Here is a 15,631-nt window from a genome sequence, read left to right on the forward strand (position 1 = left end):
GCCGATCGACGACCCCGGATGCCGAATTGACGACGCATTCCGCGTCTACGAAATGCTGCCCCATCGCTACGATCCGGACCGCTTGCCCGCAGTTCAAGAACGCGCCGAGGCGAGTTCGCACCGTGGGTGTACAAGGACGGGCAGAGGCATCGTTCGGTGGATCGGGAGACACCTTGGGGAGCGGCGGATTCGCGTCATTGTGATTCTCGCGCTTTTCCTTTAAGGGACCCGCTCAACCGACATTTCACTGCGCTGACCAGGCGCCAACAACGAGACAACAGAAAAATGAACCGTCGCCGCCGTATCTACGAGGGCAAGGCCAAGATCCTGTACGAAGGCCCGGAGCCGGGTACCCTTATCCAGTTCTTCAAGGATGACGCCACCGCATTCAACAAGAAGAAGCACGACGTCATCGACGGCAAGGGCGTCCTGAACAACCGCATCTCGGAATACGTCTTCACGCATCTCAACAAGATCGGAATTCCCACTCACTTCATCCGCCGCCTCAACATGCGCGAGCAGTTGATCAAGGAAGTGGAGATGATCCCGCTCGAGATCGTCGTGCGCAATGTCGCGGCAGGCTCGCTGTCCACGCGCCTCGGCATCGAGGAAGGCACCGTCCTGCCCCGTTCGATCATCGAGTTCTACTACAAGTCGGACGCCCTGAACGACCCCATGGTCTCCGAGGAGCACATCACCGCCTTCGGCTGGGCCAACCCCGCCGAACTCGACGACATCATGGCGCTGGCAATCCGTGTGAACGACTTCCTGAGCGGCCTTTTCCTCGGCGTCGGAATCCAGCTCGTCGACTTCAAGATCGAATGCGGCCGTCTCTACGAGGGCGACATGATGCGCATCATCCTGGCCGATGAGATATCGCCGGACAGTTGCCGGCTTTGGGATATCGAGACCAAGGAAAAGATGGACAAGGACCGCTTCCGCCGCGACATGGGCGGGCTGGTCGAAGCCTATTCGGAAGTGGCGCGTCGCCTTGGCATCATCAACGAGAACGAACCGATCCGGGGCACCGGTCCGGTTCTTGTGAAGTAAGCGACGGGGTGGGACAGATGATCAAGGCACGGGTGACGGTGACGTTGAAGAACGGCGTTCTCGATCCTCAGGGCAAGGCGATTGAAGGCGCGCTCGCAAGCCTCGGCTTCGACGGTGTCGGCCATGTCCGTCAGGGAAAGGTGTTCGACGTCGAGATCGATGGCGCCGACCGCGCCAAGGCGGAGGCCGACCTCAAGGCGATGTGTGAGAAGTTGCTGGCGAACACGGTGATCGAGAACTATACTATTGCTTTCGACTGACGGTCGTCGAGGCGTGCCGTGGCCGAAGTCAACCTGTACATGACGTTGGCGAGACACGAAACACGCCTCGCCCAGATCGAAAATCGCCTGGAGTTACGTGAACTCCAGGAAGCCCAAGCAAGGTTTGAGCCGCACCCATGAAATCAGCCGTCGTCCAGCTCCCCGGTCTCAACCGCGACCGTGACATGATCGATGCCCTGACCAAGATCTCCGGTCAGTCTCCCGTTACCGTCTGGCAGACGGAGACGAGCATCCCGGATGTCGACCTGATCGTGATACCGGGCGGCTTCTCCTACGGCGACTATCTGCGTTGCGGCGCGATCGCCGCCCGCATGCCGGTCATGCAGGCCATCCGCGAGAAGGCCGAACGAGGTGTCAAGGTGCTGGGGGTCTGCAATGGCTTCCAGATCCTGGTCGAAGCCGGGCTGCTCCCTGGAGCGCTGATGCGTAACACATCGCTCCGCTTCGTCAGCAAGGAGGTCCTGCTCGAGGTCACCAATGCTGACACCCACTTCACCCGCGCCTATGAAGAGGGTCAGATCATCCGCTGCCCGGTCGCCCATCACGACGGGAACTATTTCGCCGACGAGAGAACCCTCGCATCGATGCAGGACAACCGGCAGATCGTGTTCAGATACGCGGCAGGCACCAACCCCAACGGCTCGCTCAGCGATATTGCGGGCATCATAAATGCCGAGGGCAACGTGCTCGGAATGATGCCGCACCCGGAGAACCTTATCGAGGCCGCCCATGGTGGCAATGACGGGCGTGGGATCTTTGCATCGGCGCTCGATGTCATTGCGGCATAGTCATCTCGCCGTGACCGCCCGGCAGACGGCTCAGCAAGGAAATCCGATGCCGTTTCCCCCCGCGATGCGCATGTTTGTCATCTTTGCCGTTGCGGCAGCCGTATTGTCGTCCTGCCAGTCCCGAGGCCCGTCCGCACCTGCTGCCGAACGGGCAGCCCTGCCGACCATGGAACGGGTCGCGATGAACGCCAATGCTTGCTGGTTCAAGTCCGGCGACGCGGCCTTCAAGCCATACCGCCTAGCCCCGGAATTGAATTCCTTTTCGGGACGTCCGCGCATTCTAGCGGTTCCGCGGAACAGTCCGGAATCCCGCCCGGCGCTGGTCGTGCAGGCGGAGGGCAGCCCTGCCCGCCTCGATGCCTTTGGGCCGCTTATGTCGGGTGATACGGGTGAACGCATCCGATCGGATGTCCTGCGATGGGCAGCGGGAGGAAGAGGTTGCTGATTCCCTCGCGGCGGTGATCGTCGCGTTTCTGTCACAGGTTCTCAGGAAATCGCCGACGGTGAGGTCACGTCGAGTTTACTGTTGCGTGAATCAGCAGCGCCACCCTATGGTCCGCAACGGAATCGGGGCAAACCGGGGCAGCGCAACGCCCGTCGCCGGATGCCGATGGGAGCCGTGGCGGCGATGAAAAGAACTTTTAGCATAGGCATATTCTCCTCTCTGCTGTTCGCTGTGGCCGGCAACGCGGCCGATCTCGCTGCACCTGTTGTCGCCATAGACGCCGCGCCTCCAGAACAGCCGGCCAGCATTTTCAATGAAGCGCGTTTCGGCTCCCTCGTCTCCATCGAAGACGAGGATGGAGCCTTCGTCACCGGTCTCGTCCTCTTCGACCCATGGGGCCATGAGCAGGCGCAAGGATGGGACAAGCTACTCCGCCCCCGGCTACACGTCGGCGCCACGATATCGACTGCCGACGAAGCCAATCAGGTCTATGCCGGCTTCTCCTGGACGGCCAACGTCACCGATCGCTTCTTCCTCGAACTCGGATTCGGCGGAACCCTTCACGACGGTGACCTCGACCCTTCGGACGGCGGTGACAGCCCGAAGCTGGGTTGCCGCGCGCTTTTCCACGAATATGCCGCGGCCGGGTACAATGTCACCGAGAGCTGGAGCATCATCGCCCAGATCGAACATTCGTCCCATGCCGAGCTTTGCGACGGACCCAACAACGGCTTGTCGCGAGCCGGCATCCTCGTAGGTTACAAGTTCTAGAACCTGCAGGCCTGAAAGCTCTGTAGAAGCAAGGCGCGGAAGGAATTTTCCTGTCGCGCCTTTTTCGTGCTTGGGCTAAAGAGACGGCCAATGCCGTCCTCAGCCAGAGAAGATCATGAACATTCCCAACAGCATCGCGATCACGCCGGAACTCATCGCCTCGCATGGGCTGAAGCCGGAGGAATACCAGCGGATCCTTGAACTGATCGGACGTGAACCCACCTTCACCGAGCTCGGCATCTTCTCGGCGATGTGGAACGAGCATTGCTCGTACAAGTCTTCGAAGAAGTGGCTTCGCACCCTGCCCACCAAGGGGCCGCGCGTCATCCAGGGTCCCGGCGAAAATGCCGGCGTCGTGGACATCGACGACGGGGACTGCGTGGTCTTCAAGATGGAGAGCCACAATCACCCCTCCTATATCGAGCCGTACCAGGGTGCCGCAACCGGTGTCGGCGGCATTCTCCGCGACGTCTTCACCATGGGCGCCCGACCGATCGCGGCGATGAACGCTCTGCGTTTCGGGGCTCCGGATCATCCCAAGACAAGGCACCTCGTGTCAGGCGTGGTTGCCGGGGTCGGCGGCTACGGCAACTCGTTCGGCGTCCCCACCGTCGGTGGCGAGGTCGAATTCGACGAGCGCTACAACGGCAACATCCTCGTCAATGCATTTGCCGCCGGCCTGGCGAAATCCGACGCCATCTTCTACTCGAAGGCAGAAGGTGTTGGCCTGCCCGTCGTCTATCTGGGTGCCAAGACCGGGCGCGACGGCGTCGGCGGTGCGACGATGGCTTCCGCCGAATTCAACGAGTCGATCGAGGAGAAGCGCCCCACCGTCCAGGTCGGCGACCCCTTTACCGAAAAATGCCTGCTCGAAGCCTGCCTCGAACTGATGGCGACAGGTGCCGTGATCGCCATCCAGGATATGGGCGCGGCGGGCCTGACTTGTTCCGCCGTCGAGATGGGCGCCAAGGGCGACCTCGGCATCGAACTCGATCTCGACAAGGTGCCGGTGCGCGAGGAGCGCATGAGCGCCTATGAGATGATGCTCTCCGAAAGCCAGGAGCGCATGCTCATGGTGCTCAAGCCCGAAAAGGAGGAGGAAGCCAAGGCCATCTTCGTCAAGTGGGGGCTCGATTTTGCGATCGTCGGCAAGACGACCGACGACCTCCGGTTCCGCATCCTGCATCAGGGCGAGGAAGTCGCGAACCTGCCAATCAAGGAATTGGGCGACGAGGCCCCGGAATACGACCGCCCCTGGCAGGCAAGCAACGGCCGCCCGCCCCTGCCCGCCACCGAGGTTGCCGAACCGGAAGATTACAACGCCGCGCTGATGACGCTCGTCGGCTCGCCGAACCAGTCCAGCCGCCGTTGGGTCTGGGAACAGTACGATACCTTCATCCAGGGCAATTCGCTGCAGCGTCCCGGCGGCGATGCCGGTGTGGTGCGTGTCGACGGCCATCCCACCAAGGCGCTGGCCTTCTCCTCGGACGTGACACCCCGCTATGTCGAGGCCGATCCCGTCGAGGGCGGCAAGCAGGCCGTCGCAGAATGCTGGCGCAACCTCACCGCCACCGGTGCCGACCCCCTTGCGGCGACCGACAACCTGAACTTCGGCAATCCGGAAAAGCCGGAAATCATGGGCCAGCTCGTAGGGGCCATCCAAGGCATCGGCGAAGCCTGCCGGGCTCTCGAATTTCCCATCGTGTCCGGCAATGTCTCGCTCTACAACGAGACGAACGGCGTCGCCATCCTGCCCACCCCTACCATTGCGGGCGTCGGCCTGCTTCCCGACTGGTCGAAGATGGCGCGGATCGGCGGGATGCGTGACGGAGACGTCCTGCTGATGATCGGCACCGATGGCAGCCATCTCGGCTCCTCGATCTACCTGCGTGACGTGCTGAACTCATCGGACGGCCCGCCTCCAGTCGTGGATCTCGCCGCGGAGCGACGCAACGGCGATTTCGTGCGTGGCCTCATCCGCAACGGACAGGTTACGGCGTGCCACGATATCTCCGATGGCGGACTGCTGTTGGCGCTTGCCGAGATGGCAATGGCATCCGGAAACGGAATCGCCGCCAGCCTGGAGGGACAGCGCGGCCCGTCGCATGCGCTGCTGTTTGGAGAGGACCAGGCCCGGTACGTGCTGGCGGTCGCATCCGATCTCGCCAACTTCATCGAGGCCAGCGCGGAAAGCGCGGCGATCCCGTTCCGGAAGCTCGGCACGGTCGGCGGAGACCGCCTCGTCGTGGACGATCTGGTCGATGTCGGCGTGACGGACCTCGTCAACGCCAACGAGAGCTGGTTCCCCGGCTTCATGGCCTGATCGGGTGGCTTGCATCGGGCATTGCCCCACCTTTGACCGAAGCACGCCTTTCAGGCACTCTTCCCGGGTGAAGAGAAAGCCCGCGAATCTGCGGAACCAGCATCAAGAAGGAATACAGTATGCCGATGAACCCGGGAGACATCGAAGACATGATCAAGGCGGGGATTCCCGGCGCCAGGGTCATCATCCGGGACCTTGCGGGCGACGGCGACCATTATGCCGCCGAGGTCGTGGCGGAAGCCTTCCGCGGCAAGACGCGCGTCCAGCAGCACCAGATGGTCTATGATGCTCTGAAGGGCCATATGGGCGGCACGCTGCATGCTCTCGCATTGCAAACCTCTGCTCCGGATTGAGGCGGGAGGTCCGGGTCACGAGGCCCTGCATCCATAAGGCATTTTGATCGAATGATTGGCCTTCCGCGCTGGTAATCGCCCGGTCTCGTGCTATCTAAGCAGTGGAAATCCGGGCCTTGACCCCGGACAACAAAGGATTATCGACATGAGTGGCATTCACGAATTCATCGACAACGAGGTGAAGGCGAACGACGTCGTTCTCTTCATGAAGGGCACGCCGCAGTTTCCGCAGTGTGGCTTCTCGGGCCAGGTCGTCCAGATCCTGGATTACCTCGGTCTGGACTACAAGGGCGTGAACGTGCTGTCCGACCAGGAAATTCGCGAAGGCATCAAGCAGTATTCCAACTGGCCGACGATCCCCCAGCTCTACGTCAAGGGCGAGTTCGTCGGAGGCTGCGACATCGTGCGCGAGATGTTCCAGTCGGGCGAATTGCAGAACCATCTGCAGGAAAACGGCATCAGCGTCCGCGGAGCCGCATAGGCTTCAATAGCTGTGTTTTAGATCAGCAGTCGCATTGTCAGGCGCCGTCTCCGCGGCGCCTTCGTATTCTATGGGATTTTTTTCGTGTCAGTTGCACCACAGACATCGGCCGATCGCCTGGCCGGCATGAGCAAGGTCGAGTTCATCGCCCTTATGGCCATGCTGATGGCGCTTAACGCCTTGGCAATCGATATCATGCTGCCCGGACTTCAGGAGATCGGTGCGGCGCTGGGCGTGGAGAACGAAAACCACCGCCAGTATGTCGTCTCCGCTTATCTCTTCGGCTTCGGCTTTGCCCAACTCGCTTACGGGCCGATCTCCGACCGATTCGGGCGCAGGCGGCCGATGCTGGTCGGGCTTGCCATCTATGTAATTTCTTCCTTGGCAGTGGTTGCCGTTCCGTCCTTCGCCGGCCTGCTGGTCCTGCGCTTCATCCAGGGCATCGGTTCGGCGGCGATGCGCGTCATCACCATCTCCATCGTCCGCGATATCTATGGTGGCCGGGCGATGGCGGAGGTCATGTCGCTGATCATGATGGTCTTCATGGTCATTCCGGTTGTCGCGCCGGGGGCCGGACAGATCATCCTGTTCTTCGGCGAATGGCACCTGATTTTCGCATTCATGGCGGTGATCGCAGCCGCCGTCGGGATCTGGATGTATGTCCGGCTGCCGGAAACCCTGCATCCGGAAGACGTGCGTCCCTTCACGGTGAACTCGGTCCTTGGCGGTTTCCGCATCGTGCTCACCAATCGGGTGGCGCTCTGCTACACGATTGCCAGCATGTTCATCTTCGGCGCGCTGTTCGGCTTCATCAATTCGGCGCAGCAGGTCTATGTCGGCATCTATGGCCTGGGCGCCTGGTTTGCCGCCGCTTTTGCTGCAGTAGCCGTATTCATGGCGTTCTCGTCCTTCGTCAACGCCCGTCTCGTGGGGCGCTTTGGCATGCGCCGGCTGTCGCACGCCTCGCTCCTCGGTTTCATGGGCATCACGTTCCTGTGGCTGCTGGTCCAGGTCTTCGGACCGCAACCCATGCCCTTCCCGCTGTTTCTGGCGTTTTTCGCGCTGGCGATGTTCCAGTTCGGCTGGATCGGCTCGAACTTCAATTCGCTGGCGATGGAACCGCTGGGCCACGTGGCGGGAACCGCCTCTTCGGTTCTGGGCTTCATGGGAACGATCGGCGGCGGCGTGATCGGTGCGATGATCGGACAGGCGTTCGACGGCACGGCCCTGCCGATGGTCGCCGGCTTCTTCACCGTCTCGGTGATCGGGCTGGTATTCGTGTTGATCGGCGAAAAGGGCCGTCTGTTCCACGCACAGAACGCGCCGGTTTGACGACCACGATACCCGCGACGGGGGCCGCCCGGCCCCTTGTCAGATTTCCAGGATTTCTCGGCGCAGCATCTCCCAGCTGTCCTTGTCTGTTGCCGCCAGCAATCCGCCTTCCAGGTGATGGGGAAGATAGGCGGAGCCGTCGAAGCGGGCGACATACCCTCCGGCTTCCTGGGCGATCAGCGTGCCGGCAAGGTGATCCCAGGGCATGAGCTTGTTGTACATGATGAAATGCACATGCCCGCCGCCGAAGGTCCGGTATTCGTGCGCGGCACAGCGGTAGCTTGCGACGAAGCGCACCTTGGCGAGATTGCCGAGAACCCGCTCGCGCATCTCGCCGAAGAAGTAGCCGGCCGATGCCATGCCGACCATTTCGGAGATGCTGGTTGGGACGGCCACTGTCAGGCGCTGGTCGCCGCTCGCCTTGCGCAGATACGCCCCGCTGCCCTTCTCGGCGACCACCCAGTCGTCTCCCATGGGATCGTAGATGATCCCGGCGACGGTCTCTCCCTTCCAGACGACGGAGGCCATCACGCCGTAGGCCGGTATTCCTGACGCGAAATTGAAGGTTCCGTCGATCGGATCCACCACCACGGCCAGGTCGGCAGACGCCAGCCTGCCCACAAGCCCGGGGTCCGCCGCCACCGATTCTTCGCCGATGAACAGGGCGTCCGGCGCGATTGCGGCAACCTCCCGCCGAATCATCCGCTCCGCCGCCTCATCCGCTTCCGTCACCAGGTCGGTCGGCTCGCTTTTCGCGCGGACGTCATCGGTTCCGAGGTTACGGAAGCGTGGAAGGATTTCCGTCTTTGCTGCAAGGCGCAGGCAGTCGGCGAGCCTGGAGATATCGATAGGAGTGGTCATGGGATTCCTGCTCAGGATCGGGGCGTGGCGGCGAGGCCGGAGAAATCGAAGAGTTTCGGGTCGAGGAGATGGGAAGGGTTTGCGTGCGACAGCGCCCGCAGCATCGTATCCTTGCGGCCGGGCATGCGTGCCTCGATATCGGCCAGCATCGCCTTCATCGCGTTCCGCTGCAGCCCGTCCTGGGAGCCGCAGAGGTCGCAGGGAATGATGGGAAAGGCCATGGCGGACGCGAATTTCGCGATGTCGTCCTCGGCGCAATAGGCAAGCGGCCGCAGCACCATGAGGTCCCCCTCGTCGTTGAGCAGTTTCGGGGGCATTCCGGCGAGCCGGCCTCCGTGGAAGAGGTTCATGAAGAAGGTTTCAAGAATGTCTTCCCGGTGATGCCCGAGCACCAGCGCGTCGCATCCTTCCTCGCGGGCGATGCGGTACAGGTTGCCGCGGCGCAACCGCGAACAGAGCGAGCAATAGGTTGCGCCCTGCGGCACCTTCTCCGTCACGATCGAATAGGTGTCGCGATATTCGATCCGGTGCCTCACCCCGATCGACGACAGGTAGTCCGGGAGAATATGCTTCGGAAAATTGGGCTGTCCCTGGTCGAGATTGCAGGCGACGAGTTCCACCGGCAGGAGCCCCCGCCACTGCAGGTCCATCAGGATTGCGAGGAGCGAGTAGGAATCCTTGCCTCCGGACAGCCCCACCAGCCAGCGACGCTGGCCCTTCAGCATCTCGAAGTCTTCGAGCGCCTGGCGCACCTGCCGCAGCAGGCGTTTCCTCAGCTTGTTGAAGCTCACGGAGCGCGGTGCATGGGAAAAGAGCGAGGGAAGCTGCCCGTCGCCTTCCGCGTCCGGATCGTCCTCGATTGGAACAGCCGATCCCATCTCGTATCCACCTTACAGGAAGCGCCGATCAGCCGCCGAGCGCCGCTGCCACCGCTTCCACCGCCTCGCCGGCCTTTGAACCGTCCGGCCCGCCCGCCTGGGCCATGTCGGGGCGTCCGCCACCACCCTTGCCGCCAAGCGCGGCAGACGCGATGCGGACGAGATCGACAGCACTGAAGCGAGCCGTGAGGTCCGGCGTGACGGCCACCACTGCGCTGGCCTTGCCGTCTGCCGAGACCCCGATCAGGGTGACGACACCGGAACCGAGGCTTGCCTTGCCCTCATCGGCGAGACCCTTCAGATCCTTTGCGTCGATCCCTTGCAGAACCTTGCCGAGATACTTCGTTCCCGCCACCTCGCGGACTTCCTCCGCGCCGGTGCCGTGGTTTCCACCCATGGCAAGCCGCCGCTTCGTCTCCGCCAGTTCGCGCTCCAGCTTGCGCCGCTCCTCGATCAGCGCCTCGACGCGAGACACCACATCGGTCGGCTGGACCTTGAGGGTCGCCGCCAGCGCCTTGATCCGCTCGTCCTGCTCCGCGAGATAGGCGCGTGCCTGCGCACCTGTCACGGCCTCTATCCGCCGAACGCCCGCGCCGACCGCACTTTCCGAGACCACCCGCACCAGGCCGATATCCCCCGTTGCATTCACGTGGGTGCCGCCGCAGAGTTCGATGGAATAGGGCTTGCCTGCCTTTTCGCCGTCGATCGCGGTTCCCATCGATACGACCCGGACCTCGTCGCCGTATTTCTCGCCGAACAGCGCCATCGCACCTTCCGCGATGGCGTCGTCCACGCTCATCAGCCGCGTGGTCACCGGCGCGTTCTGGAGGATAATGGCATTCGCAATCTCCTCGACGCGGCGAACTTCCTCCGCGTTCATCGGCTTCGGATGGGAGATGTCGAAGCGCAGCCGCTCCGGCGCCACCAGCGATCCCTTCTGGGCGACATGCGTGCCGAGAACCTCGCGCAAGGCCTCGTGCAGCAGGTGCGTGGCCGAATGGTTGGAGCGCAGCTGCGAACGGCGGGCATGGTCGACGGCGAGCGTCACCGCCTCGCCCGTCCTCAGCGTGCCGGACGTAACCCTGGCGCTATGGACGAAAAGCCCCTCGCCCTTCTTCTGCGTATCCGTAACCTCAAGCCGCGCATTGTCGCTGGAGATGACCCCAGTGTCGCCCATCTGGCCGCCGGACTCGCCATAGAACGGCGTCTGGTTCACGACGACCTGCACGGTGTCGCCGGCCGAGGCCGCCTCGACCGCGCTGCCGTCGCGAACGATCGCCTGGACGACGCCTTCGGCCGTCTCCGCGTCATAGCCCAGGAATTCGGTCGCGCCGTACTTTTCCTTCAGTTCGAACCAGATCGTTTCGGTCGCCTTGTCGCCGGAGCCTGCCCAATTGGCGCGCGCCTCGGCCTTCTGCCGCTGCATGGCGTCGTTGAAGCCGGTGATGTCGACGCCGATGCCGCGGGCGCGCAGCGCGTCCTGCGTCAGGTCGAGCGGGAAACCGTAGGTGTCGTAGAGCTTGAACGCGGTTTCCCCGTCCATGCTGTCGCCCTTGCCGAGATCCGCCGTCGCTTCCGAAAGCAGGGTCAGCCCGCGGTCGAGCGTCTTGCGGAAGCGGGTCTCCTCGAGTTTCAGCGTTTCGGAGGTTAGCGCCTCGGCCCGGATAAGTTCCGGATAGGCGCGGCCCATCTCCTGCACCAGCGTCGGCAGGAGCTTGTACATCAGCGGCTCGCGGGCGCCCAGAAGCTGCATGTGGCGCATGGCCCGGCGCATGATGCGGCGCAGGACGTATCCGCGGCCCTCGTTCGATGGCAACACGCCGTCGGCGATCAGGAAGGCGGAGGAGCGCAGATGGTCGGCGATGACGCGGAAGCTAGCGGCCTGATCCCCCTCGGCCTTGGCGCCGATCACCTCTTCGGTCGCTGCAATCAGCGAGCGGAACAGGTCCGTTTCGAAGACGCTCTGGACGCCCTGCAGAATGCAGGCCATGCGCTCCAGGCCCATGCCCGTGTCGATCGACGGCCGCGGCAGGACCGTGCGCTCGCCGGGCGCCGTCTGGTCGAACTGCATGAAGACGAGGTTCCAGAATTCGAGGAACCGGTCGCCATCCTCTTCCGCCGAGCCGGGAGGTCCACCCCAGACATGCTCGCCCTGATCGATGAAGATCTCCGAACACGGACCGCAGGGACCGGTGTCCCCCATCTGCCAGAAGTTGTCGGAAGTGGGGATTCGGATGATCTTGTCGTCGGAGAAGCCGGCAATCTTCTTCCAGAGCGCCGCGGCCTCGTCATCCTCGGCATAGACGGTGACCAGCAAGCGGTGCTTCGGCAGGTCGAAACCTTCCGTGACCAGCTTCCAGGCCAACTCGATCGCCCGCTCCTTGAAATAGTCGCCGAACGAGAAATTGCCGAGCATTTCGAAAAAGGTCAGGTGCCGGGCGGTATAGCCGACATTGTCGAGGTCGTTGTGCTTGCCTCCGGCACGAACGCATTTCTGCGACGTGGTGGCCGTCGAATAGGGTCGGCTTTCCAGTCCGGTGAAGACGTTCTTGAACTGCACCATTCCGGCATTGGTGAACATCAGCGTCGGGTCGTTGCGCGGCACCAGCGGGCTCGACGACACCACCTCGTGTCCGTTCTTTCGGAAATAGTCGAGGAAGGTCGACCGGATGTCACTTACGCCGCTCATGCTACGCCCTTTTTTCCGCCGGATGCGGTCCGTCACTTGAAACCAGTGGCTTTTATCGCCCGCACCGGACACTGTCCAGCCAAACGCGGAACCGGCCGCACATCTTTGGAGATGGCGGCCGGCGGAAATTCATCGGAACGGAATGGGCGGATCAAAAGTCGCCGCCACCGTCTCCGTCGTTACCCGCATCCGGGCCTCCGTTTTCAAGGAAACGTTCGGCGATCAGGCCGGCGTTCTGGCGCAGCGCGATCTCGATCTCGCGCGCCAGTTCCGGATTGTCGCGCAGGAAGGTCTTGGCGTTCTCGCGGCCCTGTCCCAGCCTCTGGCTGTTGTAGGAGAACCAGGCGCCGGACTTCTCGACAATGCCTGCCTTGACACCGAGGTCGATCAGTTCGCCGGTCTTCGAGACGCCTTCGCCGTACATGATGTCGAACTCGACCTGCTTGAAGGGCGGCGCCATCTTGTTCTTGACGACCTTCACACGCGTCTGGTTGCCGACGACCTCCTCGCGCTCCTTGACGGAACCGATGCGCCGGATGTCGAGCCGGACCGAGGCGTAGAACTTCAGCGCATTGCCGCCCGTCGTCGTTTCCGGCGAGCCGAACATCACGCCGATCTTCATGCGGATCTGGTTGATGAAGATGACCATGCAGTTCGAACGCGAGATCGAGGCGGTCAGCTTGCGCAGCGCCTGGCTCATCAGGCGGGCCTGCAGGCCGGGAAGGCTGTCGCCCATCTCGCCTTCGATTTCCGCCCGCGGCGTCAATGCCGCAACCGAGTCGACCACCAGGACGTCGATCGCCCCCGAGCGCACCAGCGTATCAGTGATCTCGAGCGCCTGCTCGCCCGTGTCCGGCTGGGAGATCAGCAGGTTTTCGAGATCGACGCCCAGCTTCCGCGCATAGACCGGATCGAGTGCATGTTCGGCATCCACGAACGCGCAGATCCCGCCTTTCTTCTGCGATTCTGCGATCGTCTGCAGCGCGAGCGTCGTCTTCCCCGAGCTTTCCGGCCCGTAGATCTCGATGATCCTGCCCTTCGGGAGTCCACCAACGCCGAGTGCTATATCCAGACCCAGCGATCCGGTGGAAACCGTTTCGATCTCCACAACGTTTTCGTTGGAGCCGAGCTTCATGATCGACCCCTTGCCGAAGGATCGTTCGATCTGCGACAGTGCTGCGTCCAGCGCCTTGCTCTTGTCCACTGTTTTGTCCTCTACGAGCCGCAAAGAATTTTGTGCCATCTGATCCACCTTTAGGTTATTGACGCCGCGCAGGCAACGAAGCAGCCGATATCGCTCATGTACACGTTTTGTTCCATAATGGCAATCCCCCGCCATCTGCCTGTAAGAACTGCTTCTTTCAGCGCATGTTTCCGGATTGTTCCGGCTACGGGTGCAGCCTGCGGCCCCGCATCCGCCGGAGCCCTCCGACGGGGCCGCTGCGGGCGAATCGCCGCTGGGATTCACCTGTCATGAAGAAGCGGATTCTTGTGCTCGGGGGCGCCCATCTGGATCGCCGGGGAAGAATTGCGGGCGAGACGACCGCCGGGGCGAGCAATCCGGGATCGTGGCGCGAGGATGTCGGCGGCGGAGCCTTCAACGTTGCGCGCAACCTCGCCCGCCTCGGACACGTCGTGGAACTCGTGTCGCCGCGCGGCGGCGATGCGGCCGGTGAGAAAGTCGCCACCGCGGCGCTCGAAGCCGGTATCGAAGATCGACCCTTTGTCTTCCTGGACCGGGCCACTCCCAGCTACACCGCCATCCTCGAAGGGGACGGCAATCTCGTCATCGCGCTTGCGGATATGGCTCTATACGACCTGTTCACGCCGCGGCGGCTGCGGGTGCGTTCGCTGCGGGAAGCCATTGGCCGCGCCGACCTCATCGTCTGCGACGGCAATCTTCCCGCCGCCACGCTCGCCGCGCTTGCCGCCGAGGCGCGGCGGCACGGCGTACCTGTTGCCGGGATTGCGATCTCCCCGGCGAAGGTGATCCGCTTCCGCGACGCCCTTCCCTGCGTGGATTGCCTGTTCATGAATACTGCCGAGGCCCTTGTGCTTGCCGGCCCCTCGCCTGAGGCAGATCTAAGCTGGCCCGACCTGTTGCGTCCCCTCGGCCTCGAAAGCGGCGTCGTGACCAGCGGTGCCGGCCAGATCGTCGCATTCGCCGGCGACGAGACTTTCGCTTTGCAACCGCCCCCCGTTAGTGACATATCCGATGTCACCGGCGCCGGCGACGCGCTCGCGGCAGGCACGCTCGACGCCCTGCTGCACGGCTGCCCGCTGCCGGATGCCCTGGTGTCTGGCGTCGCTGCCTCCCGCATCACGCTCGCATCGCCCTATGCTGTCGCTCCCGAACTCGATCGGGACCTTCTGCGAAGCGCGGCGGCACGCGTCGTTTCCCCAGCAGCGGTAACCTGAACACACCCGGAGATCATCATGACAACGTCGACCCCCCATGTTCCGATCGTTTATTCCAAGGAGGTTGCTGCCGCCCGGAAAGACGGCCTGCCGCTGGTCGCGCTCGAATCCACCATCATCACGCATGGCATGCCCTATCCAGGCAATCTGGAAATGGCCCGCAGCGTCGAAGAAATCATCCGGCGTGGAGGCGCCGTGCCCGCGACGATAGCCGTGATCGGCGGCGTGCTGCATGTCGGACTGGAGCCGCAGGAACTGGAGGATCTGGCTCAGGCTCGCGACGTCATGAAGCTTTCGCGGGCCGATCTCGCATTTGCCATTGCTCTCGGCCGCACCGGGGCGACCACCGTGGCGGCAACGATGATGGCCGCCTCCCTTGCGGCGATCCGCGTCTTCGCGACCGGCGGTATCGGCGGTGTCCATCGCGGCGCGGAGGAGAGCTTCGACATCTCCGCAGATATCGAGGAGCTCGGCAAGACCGGCGTCATCGTCGTCTGTGCCGGGGCCAAGGCCATTCTCGACATCCCCAAGACCCTTGAGGTTCTGGAGACCCGCGGCGTGCCCGTCGTCACCTGCGGCGCAGACGAGTTCCCGGCCTTCTGGTCGCGCTCCTCCGGCCTGCCGAGCCCGCTTCGGCTGGATCGGCCGGAGCAGATCGCTGCCTTTCAGCAGGCCCGGCAGGCACTCGGCGTGGAAGGCGGCATGCTGGTCGCCAATCCGGTACCGGCAGCCGCCGAAATCCCGCGGGAGGAGATGGAGGAGTATATCGGCATCGCGTTGCAGGCAGCCGCCGACAACGGTATTGCCGCCAAGGCGGTCACCCCCTTCCTGCTTGATCACATCTTCCACCAGACCTCCGGGCGCAGCCTCAGGACCAACATTGCCCTGGTGGAGAACAATGCAGCCCTTGCGGCCCGGATCGCCGTCGCGCTCGCGGCGCGGTGATTCCGACCTTCAACCT

The 15,631-nt window shown here is 63.1% G+C and carries 15 protein-coding genes; 11 read left to right on the forward strand and 4 right to left on the reverse strand.

All coding sequences use genetic code 11. The features are described 5' to 3' along the window. Positions 1–285: 285 nt before the first annotated feature. From purC to RTCK_RS14115, 9 genes are all read left to right on the forward strand, one after another. Positions 286–1,050, forward strand: a complete 765-nt coding sequence (gene purC / locus RTCK_RS14075) for a phosphoribosylaminoimidazolesuccinocarboxamide synthase (RefSeq protein WP_142520605.1) — start codon at positions 286–288, stop codon at positions 1,048–1,050. A 17-nt stretch (positions 1,051–1,067) separates the two neighbouring features. Further along, on the forward strand, positions 1,068–1,310 hold the full coding sequence (gene purS / locus RTCK_RS14080; RefSeq protein WP_142520604.1) for a phosphoribosylformylglycinamidine synthase subunit PurS: 243 nt from the start codon (positions 1,068–1,070) through the stop codon (positions 1,308–1,310). 137 nt (positions 1,311–1,447) lie between these two features. Continuing rightward, positions 1,448–2,119 (forward strand): phosphoribosylformylglycinamidine synthase subunit PurQ, encoded by a 672-nt coding sequence (purQ, locus tag RTCK_RS14085; RefSeq protein ID WP_142520603.1) that lies wholly within the window; start codon positions 1,448–1,450, stop codon positions 2,117–2,119. 64 nt (positions 2,120–2,183) lie between these two features. Further along, positions 2,184–2,564, forward strand: a complete 381-nt coding sequence (locus RTCK_RS14090) for a hypothetical protein (RefSeq protein WP_408004556.1) — start codon at positions 2,184–2,186, stop codon at positions 2,562–2,564. A gap of 183 nt (positions 2,565–2,747) precedes the next feature. Next, a complete protein-coding gene (locus tag RTCK_RS14095; RefSeq protein ID WP_185928018.1) occupies positions 2,748–3,335 on the forward strand; it encodes an acyloxyacyl hydrolase in 588 nt (195 codons plus the stop codon). Between the two features lie 115 nt (positions 3,336–3,450). After that, positions 3,451–5,658 carry a phosphoribosylformylglycinamidine synthase subunit PurL gene (purL, locus tag RTCK_RS14100; protein ID WP_142593264.1) on the forward strand — a complete coding sequence of 736 codons (2,208 nt, stop codon included), beginning with the start codon at positions 3,451–3,453 and terminating at the stop codon, positions 5,656–5,658. A 119-nt stretch (positions 5,659–5,777) separates the two neighbouring features. After that, positions 5,778–6,011 carry a BolA family protein gene (locus tag RTCK_RS14105; protein WP_142593265.1) on the forward strand — a complete coding sequence of 78 codons (234 nt, stop codon included), beginning with the start codon at positions 5,778–5,780 and terminating at the stop codon, positions 6,009–6,011. A gap of 145 nt (positions 6,012–6,156) precedes the next feature. Beyond that, complete coding sequence (gene grxD / locus RTCK_RS14110) at positions 6,157–6,492, forward strand: Grx4 family monothiol glutaredoxin (protein WP_142593266.1); 336 nt, start codon at positions 6,157–6,159, stop codon at positions 6,490–6,492. Between the two features lie 126 nt (positions 6,493–6,618). Further along, entirely contained in the window at positions 6,619–7,824 is a 1,206-nt protein-coding gene (locus RTCK_RS14115; RefSeq protein WP_142522861.1) for a multidrug effflux MFS transporter, read from the forward strand. Between the two features lie 39 nt (positions 7,825–7,863). Here RTCK_RS14115 and RTCK_RS14120 read toward each other — a convergent pair whose 3' ends face one another. The 4 genes from RTCK_RS14120 to recA form a co-directional block, all read right to left on the reverse strand. Next, the gene (locus tag RTCK_RS14120; protein WP_142593267.1) at positions 7,864–8,685 is read right to left on the reverse strand and encodes an inositol monophosphatase family protein; all 822 of its coding nucleotides are present in this window, start codon (positions 8,683–8,685) and stop codon (positions 7,864–7,866) included. Between the two features lie 11 nt (positions 8,686–8,696). Next, entirely contained in the window at positions 8,697–9,563 is an 867-nt protein-coding gene (ttcA, locus tag RTCK_RS14125) for a tRNA 2-thiocytidine(32) synthetase TtcA (RefSeq protein ID WP_142593268.1), read from the reverse strand. Between the two features lie 28 nt (positions 9,564–9,591). After that, complete coding sequence (alaS, locus tag RTCK_RS14130; RefSeq protein WP_142593269.1) at positions 9,592–12,252, reverse strand: alanine--tRNA ligase; 2,661 nt, start codon at positions 12,250–12,252, stop codon at positions 9,592–9,594. 151 nt (positions 12,253–12,403) lie between these two features. Beyond that, positions 12,404–13,495 (reverse strand): recombinase RecA, encoded by a 1,092-nt coding sequence (recA, locus tag RTCK_RS14135; RefSeq protein ID WP_142593270.1) that lies wholly within the window; start codon positions 13,493–13,495, stop codon positions 12,404–12,406. A 230-nt stretch (positions 13,496–13,725) separates the two neighbouring features. Between recA and RTCK_RS14140 the strand changes: the two genes are divergently transcribed. Then, positions 13,726–14,670: a carbohydrate kinase family protein gene (locus RTCK_RS14140; protein WP_142520593.1), complete on the forward strand. Its 945-nt coding sequence runs from the start codon at positions 13,726–13,728 to the stop codon at positions 14,668–14,670. A gap of 18 nt (positions 14,671–14,688) precedes the next feature. Continuing rightward, positions 14,689–15,615 carry a pseudouridine-5'-phosphate glycosidase gene (locus RTCK_RS14145; protein WP_142593271.1) on the forward strand — a complete coding sequence of 309 codons (927 nt, stop codon included), beginning with the start codon at positions 14,689–14,691 and terminating at the stop codon, positions 15,613–15,615. Positions 15,616–15,631: the final 16 nt, after the last annotated feature.

It is taken from the genome of Pseudorhizobium endolithicum (genome assembly GCF_902153245.2).
Lineage (GTDB): Bacteria > Pseudomonadota > Alphaproteobacteria > Rhizobiales > Rhizobiaceae > Neorhizobium > Neorhizobium endolithicum.